Consider the following 16,479-nt stretch of genomic DNA (forward strand, 5'->3'; position numbering starts at 1 on the left):
CACAAAGGGGCGGCACGACCCCAAAGGAGGCAACTAATCGACAGTGCCGGGGCATCTTCCTTTGAATGAATCGAAGCGCGCGGCCGAAGATCACCGTCGAAAGCCGCCCCTGCCCGGAAAGGTGGAACCGATGACCTTCCCAGTCTGCCCGCGAAATGCCTCCCTCGCCCTCGCCCTTGCCGCCTCCACGGCCCTCACGGCTCTACCCGCCATGGCGCAGACGGCGGTGAACATCGGCATCGGCACCCAGGACACCACCACCAACACGGTCACCACCGGCGTGGTCATCAAGGAGCTGAAGCTCCTGGAGAAGTACCTGCCCAAGGACGGCAAGTATGCCAACGTGACCTTCACCACGGACTGGCAGAACTTCACCTCCGGCCCGCCCGTCACCAACGGCATGATGGCGGACAAGCTGCAGTTCGGCGGCATGGGCGACTTTCCGCTGGTGGTGAACGGCTACACCTTCCAGACCAATCCGCAATCCAAGTCGCAGCTCATCGGCGTTGCGGCCTACAATATCTTCGGCTCCGGCAACGGCGTGGTGGTGCATAAGGACTCGCCTTATTTCGAGCTTCTCCGATCTCAAGGGCAAGGTGCTCAGCGTGCCGTTCGGCTCCGCGGCCCACGGCATGGTGCTCAAGGCCATGCAGGACAAGGGCTGGCCCAACGATTACTTCAAGCTGGTGAGCCAGTCGCCGGAAGTGGGCTCCACCAACCTGCAGGAAAAGAAGATCGACGCCCACGCCGACTTCGTTCCCTTCGCCGAGCTGCTCCCCTTCCGCGGCTTCGCCCGCAAGATCTTCGACGGCGTGGAAACCAAGGCCCCCACCTGGCACGGCGTGGTGGTGCGCACCGATTTTGCCGAGAAGTATCCCGAAGTCGTCGTCGCCTATCTGAAGGCCGTCATCGAGGCGAACGACTGGGTGCGCAAGGACCCGAAGGGTGCCGCCGAGAAGATCGCCAAGTGGACCGGCATCGACAAGGAAGTGGTCTACATCTTCCTCGGCCCCGGCGGCATCATGACCATGGACCCCACCATCAAGCCGCAGCTGGTGGCGGATGCGGCGGAGGATGCCGCGGTGCTGCAGAAGCTCGGACGCATGAAGGAGTTCGACGTCAAGGCGTGGGTGAACGACACCTATATCCGTCAGGCCTACAAGGAACTCGGCCTCGATTACGAAAAGCAGCTCGCCAGCCTCGAAAACTATGAGGTCACCGGCGAGGACACCTTCTGCAAGACCAAGATCACCGAGCCGCGCAAGGCCGGCGAAATCTGGATCGAGGGCGAGGGCATCAAGGCCTATTCCTCCCCGGCCTGCACCCTCGCAGCGCTGGCCGAGCTTTCCAGCCAGGGCAAGAAGGCGAGCATGACCTATCTGTTCGACACCGCCCGTGGCATCAAGCTGTTCGCCAGCGAGGCCTTCTTCGCGGTGGGAACCAAGGACGGCAAGACCGAGATCCTGCCCTTCCTCCTGAAGGCGGATGCGGAAGCTGCCGCCCGGAAGGCCGGCGGCAAGGTGATGGGCCTCGGCGATGCGCTGAAGGCCGCCACCGCCGGGCGCGGGTGAGGCCATGAAGCACGCCGCGGCCATCGTTCCCGCCCCCCTTCATCTTGCCGGCGCCGAGGCGGGCGCCGGCGTCGTGCCCGCAAGCCATATCGTGCTGCGGCCCGAGCGCGTGGAGCCAACGCCGACGCCACCCCCGTCGCGCTCCGTCGCCCGGGTGCGGCGCTGGCTGAAGTTGAACGCGCCGATGATCCGTGCCACCCTTCTCGGCGCCCTCTCCATCGGCCTGTTCATCCTGGCCTGGCACGTGCTCACCACCAACCGCATGGTGCTTTACGTGCGGTTCGTGAATGTGCCTTCGCCGGAACAGGTGCTGGAGAGCGCGGCCACCGCCTTCTCCACCGGCGCGTTCATGGAGCACATCATCATCTCCTGCCGGCGCATCTTCTTCGGCTTCGCCCTGGCCACGGCCGTCGCGGTGCCGCTGGGGCTGCTCATGGGGCGCTATGCGCTGCTGAAGGAGTTCATCTTCCCCGTTTCGGAGGTGCTGCGGCCCATCCCGGCCATCGCCTGGGTGCCCATGTCCATCATGCTATGGCCGACGAACGAGGAAAGCATCGTCTTCATCACCTTCCTCGGCTCGTTCTTCCCCATCCTCATCAACACGCTGCACGGCATGTCCAATGTGGACGAAGTGCTGGTGCGCGCCGCCCGCTGCCTGGGCGCAAGCGAGCGGGCCACCTTCCGCGAGGTCTATTTCCCGGCGGTGCTGCCGCAGATCTTCACCGGCCTCACGGTGGGCATGGGCGTGGCGTGGGTGTCGCTCATCGCCGCCGAGATGATCTCGGGCCAGTTCGGCATCGGCTATTTCACCTGGGAGGCCTATTCCCTGGTGCAATATCCGGACATCGCCCTGGGCATGATCACCATCGGCGTGCTCGGCCTCGGCTCGTCCTTCCTCATCCGCCTCGTGGGGCGGGCGGCGACGCCCTGGTCCCGGGCCAAGTGAACCCCTTCGAGCGAGGCGCACCATGGCGATTCCCGCGACCCCTCCCGTGAAGACCGGCCTCATCGAGGTCAGCGACTTCCACCTTGCCTACGATACGCTGGACGGCGCCATGGTGGCCGTGAGCGAAGCCGACCTGGTGGTGCGGCCCGGCGAGTTCGTGTCCATCATCGGCCCGTCCGGCTGCGGCAAGTCCACCTTGCTCAATGCGGTGGCGGGCTTCCTGAAGCCCACCGCCGGCCGCGTCAGCGTGGATGGGGAGCCGGTGAAGGGGCCGTGCGCCGACCGCGGCATGGTGTTCCAGCAATATTCGCTGTTTCCGTGGAAGACGGTGCGCGAGAATGTGGAATTCGGCCTCAAGATGCGCGGCATGGGGCGATCGGAGCGGGCCGTGGCGGCGCGCACGCTGCTGGGCCTCGCCGGCCTTTCCGCGTTCGAGGACCATTATCCCGACCGCCTTTCGGGCGGCATGAAGCAGCGCGTGGGCATCGTGCGGGCGCTGGCCACCGGGCCCAAGGTGCTGCTGCTGGACGAGCCGTTCGGCGCATTGGACGCGCAGACGCGCATCATCATGCAGCAGATCCTTACCAACCTGTGGCAGCGGCTCGGCATCTCGGTGCTGTTCGTCACCCATGACATCGACGAGGCCATCTTCCTCTCCGACCGCATCTATGTGATGACCGCCCGCCCCGGCACCATCAAGGCCGAGGTGACGGTCCCCCTCGCCCGCCCGCGCGACGCGGCGCTCCAGCTTTCCCCCGAGTTCATCCAGCTGCGGGCCGATCTTGGCGCGCTCATCCGCGAGGAGAGCCTGAAGGCCATGGGCGGCGAGCTGAACGAGGATGCGCTGAAGGGCCTCGCCGTGAACCTCAACGGCGCCAGCCTCGCGCAGGTGGTGTGAGGCCGGCTGCGCTGTCCTTCCTTCCGCCTGTTCCATCCGTCGTCGCCCTCCGGTCAGGCCGGGGGACGGCGGCGTGCGTGCGGACTTGCGAGCCGCCGAAGGCGCCAGAGAATTCTGCAATTAATTGACCTTGAAAGACCTTAGTCCTACAGGCGCCAGTCCCGGGCGAATAAAATAAAGAAGAACAAACAACCGGACCTGCCCCATGACCTACGTCGTCACCGACAAGTGCATCCGCTGCAAATTCATGGACTGTGTGTCCGTCTGCCCCGTCGACTGCTTCTACGAGGGGGAGAACATGCTGGTCATCAACCCGGACGCGTGCATCGACTGCGGCGTGTGCGAGCCGGAATGCCCGGCGGCGGCCATTGCGGCGGACAGCGCGCCGGAGGCGGCGCCGTGGATCGCCCTCAATGCCGAATATGCCGCCAGATGGCCGAACATCGCCGAGAAGAAGGAGCCACCGGCCGACGCCACCCAATGGATGGACGTGGACGGCAAGTTCGAAAGCGCCTTCTCGGCGGCTCCCGGCCAATCGGCTTCCGGCGTGGCGTGAGGCGGCGGGCATGAGCAATCTCAACACCGAAACCGTCCTCGACGTCCGCCACTGGACCGACCGGCTGTTTTCCTTCACCGCCACCCGCGACCCCGCGTTCCGCTTCAAGAGCGGCCAGTTCACCATGATCGGCCTCGACGTGGGGGAGCGCCCGCTGCTGCGGGCCTATTCGCTGGCCTGCGCGCCCCATGAGGAGCAGCTGGAATTCTTCTCCATCAAGGTGCCCGATGGGCCGCTCACCTCCCGCCTGCAGATGCTGCAGCCCGGCGACCCCATCCTGGTGGGCCGCCGCCCCACGGGAACGCTGCTGCTGGACAATCTGAAGCCCGGCAAGCGGCTGTACCTTCTGGCCACCGGCACCGGCCTTGCCCCCTTCGTCTCCATCGCCCGCGATCCCGAGGCGTATGAACGCTTCGAGCACATCATCCTGGTGCACGGCTGCCGCGAGGTGGCCGAGCTGGCCTATGGGGAGCAGGTGGTGGCGGAGCTGAAGGCCCACGACTTCCTCGGTGAATATGCCGCCGCCCAGCTGCTGCATTATCCCACCGTGACCCGCGAGCCGTTCCGCAACCGCGGCCGCGTCACCGACCTCATGGAGAGCGGGCGCCTGTTCGCCGATCTCGGCCTGCCGGATCTCGACCCGGCCCACGACCGGGTGATGCTGTGCGGCTCGCCGCAGATGCTGGCCGACACGCGCGACCTTCTGGAGCGCCGGGCGTTCGTGGAGGGGGCCGGATCGCGGCCGGAAACCTTCGTGGTGGAAAAGGCTTTCGCGGAGCGCTGACGCGCGTGGTTACAAAACGTCACGCACCGGGCCGATCCTGAAAAGCCGGCGCAAACGGGCGGTCCTAGCCTTCCCGGCATGTCATGGTGCAGGAGGCTGCTTTGGCCGGCATGTTCAGGATCGGATCTCACGCGGCGCGGGCCCTCGGCCTTGCCGGCCTGCTTCTCGGTGGCGGACTCGTCACCGGTGCCAGGGCAGCCACCCCGGCGGTGGCCCTCACCAACGTGAACCTGAGGGCGGGCCCCTCCGTCACCTTCCCGGTGGTCACCGTGGTGCCGGCGCGGGCTTCCATCGTCACCCATGGATGCCTTGCCGACTACAGCTGGTGCGACGTGGGCTTCGCCGGTGCGCGGGGCTGGATCGCGGCGAGCTATATCCAGGTGGTCTATGCGGGCGCGCCGGTGGTGCTGGCCGCTCCGGTGGCGCCGGCGGTGGGCGTGGCCGTGGTGAGCTTCAACCAGGCCTATTGGAACACCTATTATGCGGGCCGCCCGTGGTATGGCCAGTGGAACCGCTATTATGCCCCCTATGCCGGCGGTCCGGTGGGCCATGCGGGCGCCACGCGCTGCGCCAACGGCACCTGCACCCATGTGGGGGTGACGCGCGGACCTTATGGCAACACGGTGGTCCACCGCGGTTCCATCAGCCGGTAGAGCGCGATCCGATCAAATTGACTGAATTTGATCGGTGAATCACCCTTTAACTTAAGGATAGAGCACGCGCCGGGGTGGGTGTGCCGCCCCTATTCCAGACGGTGGAGGGCGCCTCACCGCTCACAGGGCACCGCGTGGGCGGTCCCGTGTCAGCGGATCGCTTTCAAAACAAAAATCGATCAATTGTAGAAATACAACTCGTTTGATAGATTGATCATGCGGCGCGATGCTCCGGCTCAGCCCCGGAGTATCGTGATGACCGAAAAGCACCTTTCCGACCCCGCCCTGGCGCCGGCCGTGGCCGCCCCCGGCCCCTTCATCACCGCCTTCGGCGGCATATTGCCGGGGCTCGCCCTCACCATTCTCATTGCGGCCGCCTCCTATGGCCTGCGGCAGGTTCCCGGCATGGGGCTGGTGAGCCCGCTGGTCTTGTCCATCGTCATCGGCATGGCGGTGCACAACATCTTCGGCACGCCTTTGGCGGCGAAGGCCGGGGTGAAGTTCGCCCTGCGGCGCATCCTGCGCTTCGCCATCGTGCTGCTGGGGCTCCAGCTCACGTTCGCGCAGGTGCGCTCGGTGGGGCTGGTGGGCTTCTCCATCGTCGCCGTCACCCTGTTCGCCACCTTCTTCGCCACCCGCTGGTTCGGCCGGCTGATGGGCGTGGACCGGCAGCTGTCCGAGCTGATCGCGGCGGGAACCGCCATTTGCGGCGCCTCGGCGGTGATCGCCACCAACACCGTCACCCGCGGTTCCGACGAGGACGTGGCCTATGCGGTGGCGTGCGTCACCGTGTTCGGCTCGCTCTCCATGCTGCTGATGCCGGCGCTGCTGCCTTATACCGGCTTCGACGCCCACGCCTTCGGCCTGTGGACCGGCGCCTCCATCCATGAGGTGGCGCAGGTGGTGGCGGCGGCGTTCCAGGGCGGCCAGCAGGCGGGCGAATTCGGCACCGTGGCGAAGCTGTCCCGGGTCATGCTGCTCGCCCCGCTGGTCATCGGCCTCGGCGCCGCCGCCATCTGGCGCGCCCGCGGCGACAAGGCGGCCGGCCATGCCAGCCCGCCCATGCCGTGGTTCGTGTTCGGCTTCATCGCCATGGTGATGCTGAATTCCACCGGGGCCGTGCCGGCGGACGTGAAGATGCCCATCGTCGCCACCACCACCTTCCTGCTGGCGGTGGCGCTGGGGGCCATGGGGCTGGAGACCGACATCGCCAAGCTGCGGCTGAAGGGGGTGCGGCCGCTCCTCCTCGGCGCTGCCGCCTGGCTTTTCATCTCGGTGCTGAGCTTCATCCTCATCACCACCCTGATGTGAGGCGCGGGCGGCGATGACGCTGGAGCAGCTGCGGGTCTTCGTCGCCGTCGCCGGGCAGCTGCACATGACCCGGGCCGCCGCCCAGCTGCACATGACGCAATCGGCGGTCAGCGCCTCGGTGGCGGCGCTGGAGGCCTCCTGCGGGGTGGCGCTGTTCCACCGGGTCGGCCGCAGCATCGCCCTCACCGAGGCGGGCCATGCCTTCGTGCCCGAGGCGGAAGGCGTGCTCGCCCGCGCCGCCGCGGCGGAAACGGTGCTGGCCGATCTCTCCGGCCTGCGCCGCGGCCGCCTCGCTTTGCAGGCGAGCCAGACCATCGCCAGTTACTGGCTCGGCCCGCTGCTCCACCGCTTCCACCAGCTCTACCCGGAAATCGCCCTGTCCGTGGTCATCGGCAACACCACCCAGGTGGCGGCGGCGGTGCGCGAGGGCGCGGCCGACCTCGGCTTCGTGGAAGGGGAGGTGGAGGAACCGCTGCTGGCCCGCACGGCGGTGCCCGGCGACCGGCTGGTGGCCGTGGTGGCCGCAGGCCATCCCTTCGCCGGGCGGCGGACGCTGACGCCGGCGGACCTGTTCGAGCTGCCGTTCGTGCTGCGCGAGCCGGGATCGGGGACGCGGCAGGTGTTCGAGGATGCCCTGCGCGCCGCCGGGCTCGACCCCGCGGCGCTGCGGGTGGCGCTGGAGCTGCCCTCCAACGAGGCGGTCATCAGCACCGTGGCGGCGGGGGCGGGGGCCACGGTGATCTCCGACCTCGTGGCTGCGGCGGGGCTGGCCATGGGCACCCTGCGCCAGCTGCCCCTCGGCTTTCCGGCGCGGCGCTTCACCGCCCTGCGCCATGCCGACCGCTACCATTCGCGTGCCGCGCAGGCGCTGATGGAGCTCATCCGCGCGCCGCAATCGGCCCCCGAGGCTCCGGCCGGAACGGTCAGCCGCCCGCGGCCTCGAGCTCGGCGCTGACGGCGAGCCATTCCTCCTCGGCCCGGGCCAGAAGGTCCGCCGCCGTCGCCCGCGCCTGGGCGAAGCGGGCGGCATCCAGGGGCTTTCTGGCATGGAGCCCGGGCTCGGCGAGCCGCGTGTCGATGCCGGCGATCTCCTTCTCCAGTTTCTCCACCGTGGCCTCCAGCTCGCGGATGCGCTTCTTCAGCGGGCCGGTGGCAATGCGGCGGCGGGGCTCGGCGGCGTCCTTCTGCAGCTCGGCGCGGTCCTTGCGGCCGGAATCGGTCATCCGGTCGCCGTCGGCGCGGGAGAGCACTTCACGGCGATACTGGTCGAGGTCGCCGTCATAGGCCTTCACCGTGCCGCCGGAGACGCGCCACAGCTGCTCGGCGCAGGATTCCAGCAGGTGGCGGTCGTGGGACACGAGGATGACGGCGCCGGGAAAGTCGTTCAGCGCCTCGATGAGGGCGGCGCGGGCCTCGATGTCCAGGTGGTTGGTGGGCTCGTCGAGGATCAGCAGGTGCGGGCCGTTGAAGGTGGCAAGGCCCAGCAGCAGGCGGGCCTTCTCCCCGCCCGAGAGGGATGCGACCTTGGTGTCGGCGGCACCGCCGGAAAAGCCCATTTCCGCAGCGCGCCCCCGCACCCGCGATTCCGGCGCATCGGGCATGAGCTTGCGCACATGCTGGGCCGGGCTGTCACCGGGGATCAGCTCGTCGATCTGGTGCTGGGCGAGATAGGCCACCTCCAGCTTGTCCGCGCGTACCAGGCTGCCGCTTTCCTCCTTCAGCCGCCCGGCGAGGAGCTTGGCGAAGGTGGACTTGCCGTTGCCGTTGGGGCCGAGCAGGGCGATGCGGTCGTCCTCGTCGATGCGCAGGTCGAGGTTCCGCAGAATGGGCTTGCCCGGTACATAGCCCACCGCCACATGGTCCATCACCACGATGGGCGGCGACAAAAGCCGCTCGGGGTGGCGGATGGAGATGGCCGCGCCGTCCTCGCTCACCTGCGCCGCCAGCGGCTCCATGCGCGCCAGCGCCTTGAGGCGGGATTGGGCCTGCTTGGCCTTGGTGGCCTTGGCGCGGAAGCGGGCGACGAAGGATTCCATGTGGGCGCGCTGCATCTCCTGCTTCTTGCGCGCCTTCTGGTCCAGCAGCAGCCGCTCGCGCCGCTGCCGGTCGAAGGAGGTGAAGCCGCCCTTGTAGAGGGTGAGCTTCTGCCCGGTGAGGTGGAGGATGTGGTCCACGCTGGTGTCCAGCAGGTCGCGGTCATGGCTGATGAGGATGACCGTGCGCGGATAGTGCGCCAGGTAGTCCTGCAGCCACAGGGTGCCTTCGAGGTCGAGATAATTGGTGGGCTCGTCCAGCAGCAGCAGGTCCGGCTCGGTGAAGAGGAGGGCCGCCAGCGCCACGCGCATGCGCCAGCCGCCGCTAAATTCCGAGCAGGGCCGCTTCTGCGCGCTCTCGTCGAAGCCGAGGCCGGCCAGGATGGTGGCGGCGCGGGCGGGGGCGGAATGGGCGTCGATGTCGATGAGCCGCATCTCGATCTCGCCCACCCGCATGGGGTCGGCGCCGGCCTCGCGCTCCTTCAGGAGGGCTGCGCGCTCGGTGTCGGCCGCCAGCACGCGCTCCAGCAGCGAATCCGGCCCGGCGGGGGCCTCCTGCGCCACGCGGCCGATGCGGGTGCGGTTGGGCAGGCGGATGGCGCCGCTCTCCAGCTCCAGCTCGCCCACAAGGGCCTTGAACAAAGTGGTCTTGCCCGAGCCGTTGCGGCCGACCACGCCAACCCGCGCATTTTCGGGAAGCGCGACGGAGGCATGGTCGATGAGCAGGCGCCCGGCGAGGCGCAGGGAAATATCGTCGAGAACGATCATGGTCGCGCCTTTTCGCAGGCGCGGGAGGCGGGGGCAAGGGGCGAGGCTTGAGGGGCCGGGTTCAAGGGCCGACCGGGGCAGGGGCAAGGCCGCGCTGGGATGGACCCCAACGCCGTCGCCCTCCGGCTTGACCGGAGGGCCCAGCTTTTCGCCAAACCACCGCGCGGGGACGGCTCCATGGGTGCTCCGCTCAAGCCGGAGCACGACGGCTATGCGGGATGACGGGTGCCGGGGCGGAGTATGTGGAGGCCGTCCGCCGGACCCCTCCTCCGCCGTGTCCACTTTCGCCACCGTCATGCCCCGGACGAGCCGGGGGATGACGATCGTTCGCGTGACCGACCCCGCCCCCCTTCACTCCGCCGCGTCGGGCAGCGCCTCCGGCTTCACCCAGCGCAGCACCGGCGCGCGGGCCGCCCGGGTCTCGTCCAGCCGGCGGCGCGGGGCGTAATAGGGCGCGCCGAGGAAGCGCGCCGTGTCCCCCGCCTTCGCCGCCATGGCGAGGTCCCGCAGGGCGGCGATGAACAGGTCCAGCGCGGCCTTGGATTCGCTCTCCGTGGGCTCGATCAGCATGGCCCCGTGCACCACCAGCGGGAAATAGACCGTCATGGGGTGGTAGCCCTCGTCGATCAGCGCCTTGGCCACGTCCAGCGTGGACAGGCCGGTGCCGGCGAGCCAGGCGTCGTCGAACAGGGCCTCGTGCATGGCCGGGCGCTCGGCGAAGGGGGCGCTCATCACATCCATCAGGCAGGCGCGGATATAATTGGCGGAGAGCACCGCGTCTTCCGAGGCCTGGCGCATGCCGTCGGCGCCGTGGGAGAGCATCCAGGCCAGCGCGCGCACGAACATGCCCATCTGGCCGTGGAAGGCGCTCATGCGGCCCAGCGCCTGCTGCGCGCCCGTGGCGCCCTCGTCCTCCACCAGGGCGAGGGCGTCCGCGGTGGCCACCAGCGCCGGAACGGGCGCGAAGGGGGCCAGCGCCGCCGACAGCACCACCGGCCCCGCCCCCGGACCGCCGCCGCCGTGCGGGGTGGAGAAGGTCTTGTGCAGGTTGATGTGCATGGCATCGACCCCGAGGTCGGCGATGCGCACCTTGCCGAGGATGGCGTTGAAATTGGCGCCGTCCGAATAGAAATAGGCGCCGGCCCCGTGCACCGCTTCGGCGATGGCCACCACGTCCCGTTCGAACAGGCCGCAGGTGTTGGGATTGGTGAGCATGAGGGCGGCCACCTCCGGCCCCAGGGCGGCCTTCACCGCCGCCGGGTCCACCGTGCCGTCGGCCCGCGCGGGGATGGAGCGCACCTCGTAGCCGATCAGGGCGGCGGTGGCGGGGTTGGTGCCGTGGGCGCTCTCGGGCACCAGCACCACGTGGCGCTTTTCCCCCGCAGCGGCATGCGCAGCCTTGATGGCCATCATGCCGCAGAGTTCGCCATGGGCACCGGCCTTGGGGCTGAGGGCCACGGCGGCCATGCCGGTGAGCTCCAGCAGATAGCGCGACAGCTCGGCCATGAGGCCCAGCGCGCCCTGCACGGTGGAGAGGGGCTGGAGCGGGTGCACGTCGGCAAAGCCCGGCAGCCGCGCCATCTTCTCGTTGAGGCGCGGATTGTGCTTCATGGTGCAGGAGCCGAGCGGAAACAGCCCGCTGTCGATGCCATAGTTCATGCGCGAGAGACGCACGTAATGGCGCATGGCCTCCGGCTCGGAGAGGCCGGGCAGGTCCAGGGGCGCGGTGCGGGCATGGGCCCCGAGGCGATCGGCGAAGGGGGCGGGCTCGGGAATGTCCACGCCCGTCACCTCGGTGCGGCCGATCTCGAAGATCAGCCCTTCCTCAAGGTCCAGCGCGCGGTTGCCGGTGAAGGTGACGGGGCCTGCGCTGGTGCCCCCGACGCTATGCGGCGTCGTCGCGCCACGGCCTTCGCGGTTCATCACAGCACCTCGTGAAAAGCAAGGAAGGGGGTCGCGGCCAGGCGCGGCTGGATTCCCTCTCCCGCTTGCGGGGGAGGGCTAGGGAGGGGGAATGGCGCTGCGATCAAGGTGCGCTGCGGGGCAATTCGCACGCGGGCGGATGCCCACGCCTCGGCCTGTCCCCGGTCGGCCCCCTCCCCAGCCCTCCCCCGCACGCGGGAGAGGGGGCGGAGCGTGCGGTCGACGAGGCTGTGCGGAAGATGCCGGTTCATCACAGCACCTCCTTGAGGGCCGCGGCATAAGCGGCGCGGTCGTCCTCGGTGGTCACCTCGGTGGCGGCCACCAGGATGAGGTCGTCGAGGCCGGCCTTCGGTGCGAGGCGGGAGTAGGGGACGCCGGCAAGGATGCCCTTGGCCGCGAGCTTCTCCACCACGTCCGAAGCCTTGCCCGGCACGCGCAGGGTGAATTCGTTGAAGAAATTGGTGTTGAGCACCTCCACCCCCTTCACCGCCGCCAGCCGGTCGGCGAGGTCGCAGGCGGCGGCGTGGTTGGCGCGGGCGAGGCGGACGAGCCCCGCCTTGCCGAGCAGGCTCATGTGGATGGTGAAGGCCAGCGCGCAGAGGCCCGAATTGGTGCAGATGTTGGAGGTGGCCTTCTCCCGGCGGATGTGCTGCTCGCGGGTGGAGAGGGTGAGCACGAAGCCGCGCCGGCCTTCCGCATCCACGGTCTCGCCGGCCAGGCGGCCGGGCATCTGCCGCACGAACTTCTGCCGCGTGGCGAACAGGCCCACATAGGGCCCGCCGAAATTCAGCGCATTGCCGATGGACTGGCCCTCGCCCACCACGATGTCGGCGCCCTGCGCCCCCGGGGGCTCCACGAGGCCGAGGCCGACCGCCTCGGTGAACACCGCCACCAGCAGCGCGCCGGCCTTGTGGGCCGCCTCGGCGATGGGCCTGAGGTCCACGAGGTTGCCGAACACGTCCGGCGACTGCACCACCACGCAGGAGACGCTGGCGTCGATGGCCGGGAGGATGTCCTCGCCCCCCGCCGGCACCGGCGCAAGGCTCACCACCTCGTCGGCGGCATAGCGCGAGACGGTTTCCACCGTGGCGCGGTAATGCGGGTGCAGATTGCCCGCCAGCAGCGCCTTGCGCCGGCGGGTGACGCGGTGGGCCATCAGCACCGCCTCGGCAGTGGCGGTGGAACCGTCATACATGGAGGCGTTGGCCACCTCCATGGCGGTGAGCATGGCCACCTGGGTCTGGAATTCGAACAGATATTGCAGCGTGCCCTGGGCGATTTCGGGCTGGTACGGCGTGTAGGAGGTGAGGAATTCCGAGCGCTGGATCAGGTGGTCCACGCTCGCCGGCACGTGGTGGCGATAGGCCCCCGCGCCGATGAAGAACGGCACCGAGCCCGCCGTCACATTCTGCGTGGCGAGGCGGGAGAGCGCGCGCTCCACCTCCAGCTCGCCCTTGGCCAGGGGCAGGCGCGGCAGGCCGATTTCCCTTTGTGCCTCGGGGATGTCGGCGAACAGGTGGTCCACGGACGGCACGCCGATGCGCGCCAGCATCTCGGCGCGGTCGGCGGGGGTGAGGGGAAGGTAGCGCATGGGGTGCGGGGTCTCGGCGGCTGTCTTCGGGATGCGGTCCCGGTGATCCGGGCCGTCAGGCCAGTGAGAAGCTCGGGGTGATCACCACCTCCGAGCGCAGGGAATTGGCCACGAAGCATTCGTCGTGGGCCTTCTCGTGCAGCGCGGCCACATCCTGCGCCGTCGGCACCTTGTCGCCGGAGAAGACGATGGCGGGGTTGAGGGCGACGCGGGAGATCCAGGTCTTGCCCCGCTCGGTCTTGCCGAACTCCGCCGTCACCTTGTCCTCGTAGAGGTCGATGCGGAAGCCGGCCTTGCGGGCGAAATCCAGCACGAACAGCATGTGGCAGGCGCAGAGGGAGGCGGCGAGCGCCTCCTCGGGATCGACCGCATCCGCCTGCGACAGGGGCAGGCGCACCACCGCCGGGGAGGACGAGCCGGCAACCGTCAGGCCGTCGAAGATCCAGTGGTGGGCCCGGGGATAGCGCCCGTCGGTGAAGACGGCCTCGCCACGCTCCCACCGGACGGTGGCAATGGGGGTGTCATCGCTCATGGTGTGCTCCTGGGCCAGCGGCTCACAGCGTGTCGAGGAAGGCCTTGTAGGCGTGCGCGTCCATCAGCGCGTCCAGCTCGGCGGGATCGGAGAGCCGGAGCTTGATGAACCAGCCCTTGCCTTCCGCCGCCTCGTTGACGAGGCCGGGGGCGCCTTCGAGCTCGGCATTCACCTCCACCACCTCGCCGGAGACGGGGGCATAGACCTCGCTGGCCGCCTTCACGCTCTCCACCACGGCGGCTTCCTTGCCCTTCTCCACGCTCTTGCCCACGTCGGGCAGCTCCACGAACACCACGTCGCCGAGCTGGCCCTGGGCGTAATCGGAAATGCCCACCACGGCCACGTCGCCCTCGACGCGCACATATTCGTGGTCCTTGGTGTAGCGCACGGTCGTCATGTCAGGCCCCCGGCTTTATGTTTGCGCGCATAGCGCGTGGGTACGAACGGAAACGGCGTGACCACGGCGGCGAGGGGCCGGCCGCGGACCAGGATTTCAAGGCGGGTGCCCGGTGCCGACAGGGCCGGCGGCACATAGCCCATGGCCACGGGGGCGCCGAGGGTGGGCGCGAAGCCGCCCGAGGTGACGCGCCCCACCACGGCGCCGTCCTGGGCGATCTCGGCGCCCTCGCGGGCCGGGGCCCGGCCGTCCAGCCTGAGCCCCACGCGCACGCGCGCCGGCCCCTGCGCCAGCTCGCGGCGGATGCGGTCCGCCCCGGGGAAGCCGCCTTCCTCGCGACGGCGCTTCTGCATGGACCAGACGAGGGCCGCCTCCACCGGCGAGGTGGAAAGGTCGATGTCATGGCCGTAGAGGCACAGCCCGGCCTCCAGCCGCAGGCTGTCGCGGGCACCAAGGCCGATGGGCTTCACCTCCGGCGCGGCGAGGAGGGCGGACCACAGATCCGGGGCCGCTTCCTCCCTCACCGAAATCTCAAAGCCGTCCTCGCCGGTATAGCCCGAGCGGGAAACCTCCACCGGGATGCCATCGAAGGTGGTGGCGACGGCGCCCATGAAATCCAGCGCCAGGGTTTCTGGTGCATGGCGCGCCATGACCTTTGCGGCCTGCGGCCCCTGCAGCGCCACCAGCGCCCGCGGCCGGTCCGCCACCAGCGTCACGTCCTGCGGCAGCCGCGCCGCGATGTGGGCGAAGTCGCCGGCCTTGCAGGCGGCGTTCACCACCAGCAGCAAGGTGCCTTCGGCGGCGCGGTCCAGCGGCCGGGTGACCATGAAATCGTCGATGATGCCGCCATCCGGCGCCAGCAGCTGGGAATAGCGCTGCCGGCCCGGGGCGAGGGAGACGAAATCCGCCGGGGCGAGGGCTTCCAGCGCCCGGGCGGTGGTCTCGTGGTCGGGACCCTGCAGCAGGGCCTGCCCCATGTGGGAGACATCGAAGGCGCCCGCATGGGTGCGGGTCCAGGCGTGCTCCGCCAGGATGCCTTCGGAATACTGGACCGGCATGAGATAGCCGGCGAACGGCACCAGGCGTGCGCCAAGGCGCGCATGAGCGCCGGTGAGCGCCGTTTCCAGCAGCGGTTTTGTTTCGTGCGAGGGCTCGGAGGATGCCACGATCAGGTTCCCGGACGACAGCGCCAGTTGACGGGTCCTTGCGGACCCGCGCGGCGCCCCCTCTGTCTTGCGAACCTGAGAGATTTCGCCACGCCTCGTGGAAGGGCGCAGCTTACTCCTTCGGTGAGCGATCGGCGTGCCCTGGGATGGACTTTGCCCTGCCACCCGATTGCTGCGCAATCCGGTTCAGAGCGAACGTCCGGGCCTCCCGCCGTCGCTGCTTTCCAGAGCCTCGTCCCCCTGCGGTCCTTTTGCCTGAGCGGTTCCGGGGCGGTTGCGCCTTCGGCGCCGGCCCACCGGTGACGGCGGCCGGTCTCTCCCGCAGGGATCGTCCGATGCACGTTCGGACCTGAAGCCCGAACGTTGCGCGCAGCATAGGGGAAGTTGCGGCCGCGTCAACGCGCGGAGGCATGTGCCTTGGCAGGGCGGCACCGGCCGCCCTCATCTCATTGCGGCTTGGGGCCGAACACCTCGGAATCGCTGCCGCCGGAGCTGGCGGGCGGCTTGCGCGGCTTGGCCGCGGCGCTGGCCTTCGGCTTCTCCTTGGCTTCGCTGCCCTGCGGGTCGAAGCCCACATAGACCACATAGCGTTCCATCTCGCCCGGCTTCAGCAGCGGGAACATCACCTGGTCCTCCACCACGGTGAATGCCGCCTGGCCAAGGTCCGTGGGGACATCCACCGGCACGAGGAAGAATTTGGTGGTGATGGTCTTCGGCGTCGGGCCTTCCTGCACCACGGCGATGCGGATGGGCACCTTCACCTGCCCGGGCGCGCCCTTCTCGCCGAGCAGGATGCGGCCTTCGATGCCGACCTTCACCTGCATGTTGCCGCCGACGATCATGCATTCGCGCGCCAGCCGGCCGATGCTGCCCTGCAGGCGCAAGGCGCCGGTGGACTTGTCCGTGACCTGCCAGGTGGCCGCGCCGGTGCGCACCGTCACCACCGGGCAGTCATAGGTCTGGGCGGAATTGCCGGTTCCCACGGTGAGCGCGCCGGTGGTGACGCTGTTGACCACCCCCGCCGAGGTGCCGCCGGCCGCCACACCCACATCCTGCGCGCCGAAGCTCCCGTCGAGGCCTTCGCCGGCCCCGCAGCCCGCCAGCGCGAGGGCCAGCGCCATGGCCGCCGCCCGCGCTGCGGCCGGTGCCGCGCCAGGCCCGCAGGTCCGCCGGGCCGCAGGGGAGCGTGCCGCCAAGGCGGGGACCGTGCATGCCGGCATCGGACCGGCCGGTTCTGGATGGGCCATTTCGGTCAACTCCCTGCTCCTGTGCCGTATGGCGCGCGTTTATAGCAAACCCCGCCGCGGACCCGGAAGCATGCGCAAGATCTGGTTAGCCTGCCAGGCGCTC

Annotated in this window: 14 protein-coding genes, 1 pseudogene and 1 riboswitch; of the genes and pseudogenes, 8 read left to right on the forward strand and 7 right to left on the reverse strand. The window is 69.2% G+C overall.

The genetic code is table 11. The features are described from left to right. Window positions 1-130: 130 nt before the first annotated feature. The 8 genes and pseudogenes from ACI7BZ_RS05720 to ACI7BZ_RS05755 all read left to right on the forward strand — a co-directional run bounded on the left by ACI7BZ_RS05720 (window position 131) and on the right by ACI7BZ_RS05755 (window position 7,674). A pseudogene (locus tag ACI7BZ_RS05720) lies at window positions 131-1,571 on the forward strand (ABC transporter substrate-binding protein). A gap of 4 nt (window positions 1,572-1,575) precedes the next feature. Then, complete coding sequence (locus ACI7BZ_RS05725) at window positions 1,576-2,517, forward strand: ABC transporter permease (RefSeq protein ID WP_414116222.1); 942 nt, start codon at window positions 1,576-1,578, stop codon at window positions 2,515-2,517. A 22-nt stretch (window positions 2,518-2,539) separates the two neighbouring features. Next, window positions 2,540-3,415 (forward strand): ABC transporter ATP-binding protein, encoded by an 876-nt coding sequence (locus tag ACI7BZ_RS05730; RefSeq protein WP_414116223.1) that lies wholly within the window; start codon window positions 2,540-2,542, stop codon window positions 3,413-3,415. Window positions 3,416-3,620: 205 nt separating this feature from the next. After that, window positions 3,621-3,971 carry a ferredoxin FdxA gene (gene fdxA / locus ACI7BZ_RS05735; RefSeq protein ID WP_414116224.1) on the forward strand — a complete coding sequence of 117 codons (351 nt, stop codon included), beginning with the start codon at window positions 3,621-3,623 and terminating at the stop codon, window positions 3,969-3,971. A gap of 10 nt (window positions 3,972-3,981) precedes the next feature. Next, window positions 3,982-4,755, forward strand: a complete 774-nt coding sequence (locus ACI7BZ_RS05740; protein ID WP_414116225.1) for a ferredoxin--NADP reductase — start codon at window positions 3,982-3,984, stop codon at window positions 4,753-4,755. 110 nt (window positions 4,756-4,865) lie between these two features. Further along, entirely contained in the window at window positions 4,866-5,408 is a 543-nt protein-coding gene (locus ACI7BZ_RS05745; RefSeq protein WP_414116226.1) for an SH3 domain-containing protein, read from the forward strand. A 255-nt stretch (window positions 5,409-5,663) separates the two neighbouring features. Beyond that, window positions 5,664-6,719, forward strand: a complete 1,056-nt coding sequence (locus ACI7BZ_RS05750; protein ID WP_414116227.1) for a YeiH family protein — start codon at window positions 5,664-5,666, stop codon at window positions 6,717-6,719. Between the two features lie 13 nt (window positions 6,720-6,732). Beyond that, the gene (locus ACI7BZ_RS05755) at window positions 6,733-7,674 is read left to right on the forward strand and encodes a LysR family transcriptional regulator (protein WP_414116228.1); all 942 of its coding nucleotides are present in this window, start codon (window positions 6,733-6,735) and stop codon (window positions 7,672-7,674) included. On the opposite strand, the gene ACI7BZ_RS05760 is transcribed toward ACI7BZ_RS05755, so the two are convergent. From ACI7BZ_RS05760 to ACI7BZ_RS05790, 7 genes are all read right to left on the reverse strand, one after another. Beyond that, complete coding sequence (locus tag ACI7BZ_RS05760; RefSeq protein WP_414116229.1) at window positions 7,643-9,520, reverse strand: ABC-F family ATP-binding cassette domain-containing protein; 1,878 nt, start codon at window positions 9,518-9,520, stop codon at window positions 7,643-7,645. The genes ACI7BZ_RS05755 and ACI7BZ_RS05760 overlap by 32 nt on opposite strands. A gap of 351 nt (window positions 9,521-9,871) precedes the next feature. Continuing rightward, on the reverse strand, window positions 9,872-11,443 hold the full coding sequence (gcvPB, locus tag ACI7BZ_RS05765; protein WP_414116230.1) for an aminomethyl-transferring glycine dehydrogenase subunit GcvPB: 1,572 nt from the start codon (window positions 11,441-11,443) through the stop codon (window positions 9,872-9,874). A 250-nt stretch (window positions 11,444-11,693) separates the two neighbouring features. Continuing rightward, window positions 11,694-13,034, reverse strand: a complete 1,341-nt coding sequence (gene gcvPA / locus ACI7BZ_RS05770; protein ID WP_414116231.1) for an aminomethyl-transferring glycine dehydrogenase subunit GcvPA — start codon at window positions 13,032-13,034, stop codon at window positions 11,694-11,696. A 55-nt stretch (window positions 13,035-13,089) separates the two neighbouring features. Then, window positions 13,090-13,566 (reverse strand): OsmC family protein, encoded by a 477-nt coding sequence (locus ACI7BZ_RS05775; protein WP_414116232.1) that lies wholly within the window; start codon window positions 13,564-13,566, stop codon window positions 13,090-13,092. A gap of 22 nt (window positions 13,567-13,588) precedes the next feature. Beyond that, the gene (gene gcvH, locus ACI7BZ_RS05780; protein WP_414116233.1) at window positions 13,589-13,963 is read right to left on the reverse strand and encodes a glycine cleavage system protein GcvH; all 375 of its coding nucleotides are present in this window, start codon (window positions 13,961-13,963) and stop codon (window positions 13,589-13,591) included. After that, window positions 13,960-15,129 (reverse strand): glycine cleavage system aminomethyltransferase GcvT, encoded by a 1,170-nt coding sequence (gcvT, locus tag ACI7BZ_RS05785; protein ID WP_414116234.1) that lies wholly within the window; start codon window positions 15,127-15,129, stop codon window positions 13,960-13,962. The genes gcvH and gcvT overlap by 4 nt, the downstream gene beginning before the upstream one ends. Before the next feature lie 233 nt (window positions 15,130-15,362). Next, window positions 15,363-15,461, reverse strand: a riboswitch (glycine riboswitch). 114 nt (window positions 15,462-15,575) lie between these two features. Beyond that, on the reverse strand, window positions 15,576-16,250 hold the full coding sequence (locus tag ACI7BZ_RS05790) for a hypothetical protein (RefSeq protein ID WP_414116235.1): 675 nt from the start codon (window positions 16,248-16,250) through the stop codon (window positions 15,576-15,578). Window positions 16,251-16,479 lie beyond the last annotated feature (229 nt).

The organism is Xanthobacter sp. AM11, from assembly GCF_047444035.1.
GTDB lineage: Bacteria > Pseudomonadota > Alphaproteobacteria > Rhizobiales > Xanthobacteraceae > Xanthobacter.

Excerpts from the sequence above, each read along its gene's own strand:
- ACI7BZ_RS05725 (WP_414116222.1), top strand. The coding sequence starts at position 1,576 with ATGAAGCACGCCGCGGCCATCGTTCCCGCCCCCCTTCATCTTGCCGGC.
- ACI7BZ_RS05730 (WP_414116223.1), top strand. The coding sequence starts at position 2,540 with ATGGCGATTCCCGCGACCCCTCCCGTGAAGACCGGCCTCATCGAGGTC.
- fdxA (WP_414116224.1), top strand. The coding sequence starts at position 3,621 with ATGACCTACGTCGTCACCGACAAGTGCATCCGCTGCAAATTCATGGAC.
- ACI7BZ_RS05740 (WP_414116225.1), top strand. The coding sequence starts at position 3,982 with ATGAGCAATCTCAACACCGAAACCGTCCTCGACGTCCGCCACTGGACC.
- ACI7BZ_RS05745 (WP_414116226.1), top strand. The coding sequence starts at position 4,866 with ATGTTCAGGATCGGATCTCACGCGGCGCGGGCCCTCGGCCTTGCCGGC.
- ACI7BZ_RS05750 (WP_414116227.1), top strand. The coding sequence starts at position 5,664 with ATGACCGAAAAGCACCTTTCCGACCCCGCCCTGGCGCCGGCCGTGGCC.
- ACI7BZ_RS05755 (WP_414116228.1), top strand. The coding sequence starts at position 6,733 with ATGACGCTGGAGCAGCTGCGGGTCTTCGTCGCCGTCGCCGGGCAGCTG.
- ACI7BZ_RS05760 (WP_414116229.1), bottom strand. The coding sequence starts at position 9,520 with ATGATCGTTCTCGACGATATTTCCCTGCGCCTCGCCGGGCGCCTGCTC.
- gcvPB (WP_414116230.1), bottom strand. The coding sequence starts at position 11,443 with ATGAACCGCGAAGGCCGTGGCGCGACGACGCCGCATAGCGTCGGGGGC.
- gcvPA (WP_414116231.1), bottom strand. The coding sequence starts at position 13,034 with ATGCGCTACCTTCCCCTCACCCCCGCCGACCGCGCCGAGATGCTGGCG.
- ACI7BZ_RS05775 (WP_414116232.1), bottom strand. The coding sequence starts at position 13,566 with ATGAGCGATGACACCCCCATTGCCACCGTCCGGTGGGAGCGTGGCGAG.
- gcvH (WP_414116233.1), bottom strand. The coding sequence starts at position 13,963 with ATGACGACCGTGCGCTACACCAAGGACCACGAATATGTGCGCGTCGAG.
- ACI7BZ_RS05790 (WP_414116235.1), bottom strand. The coding sequence starts at position 16,250 with ATGGCGCTGGCCCTCGCGCTGGCGGGCTGCGGGGCCGGCGAAGGCCTC.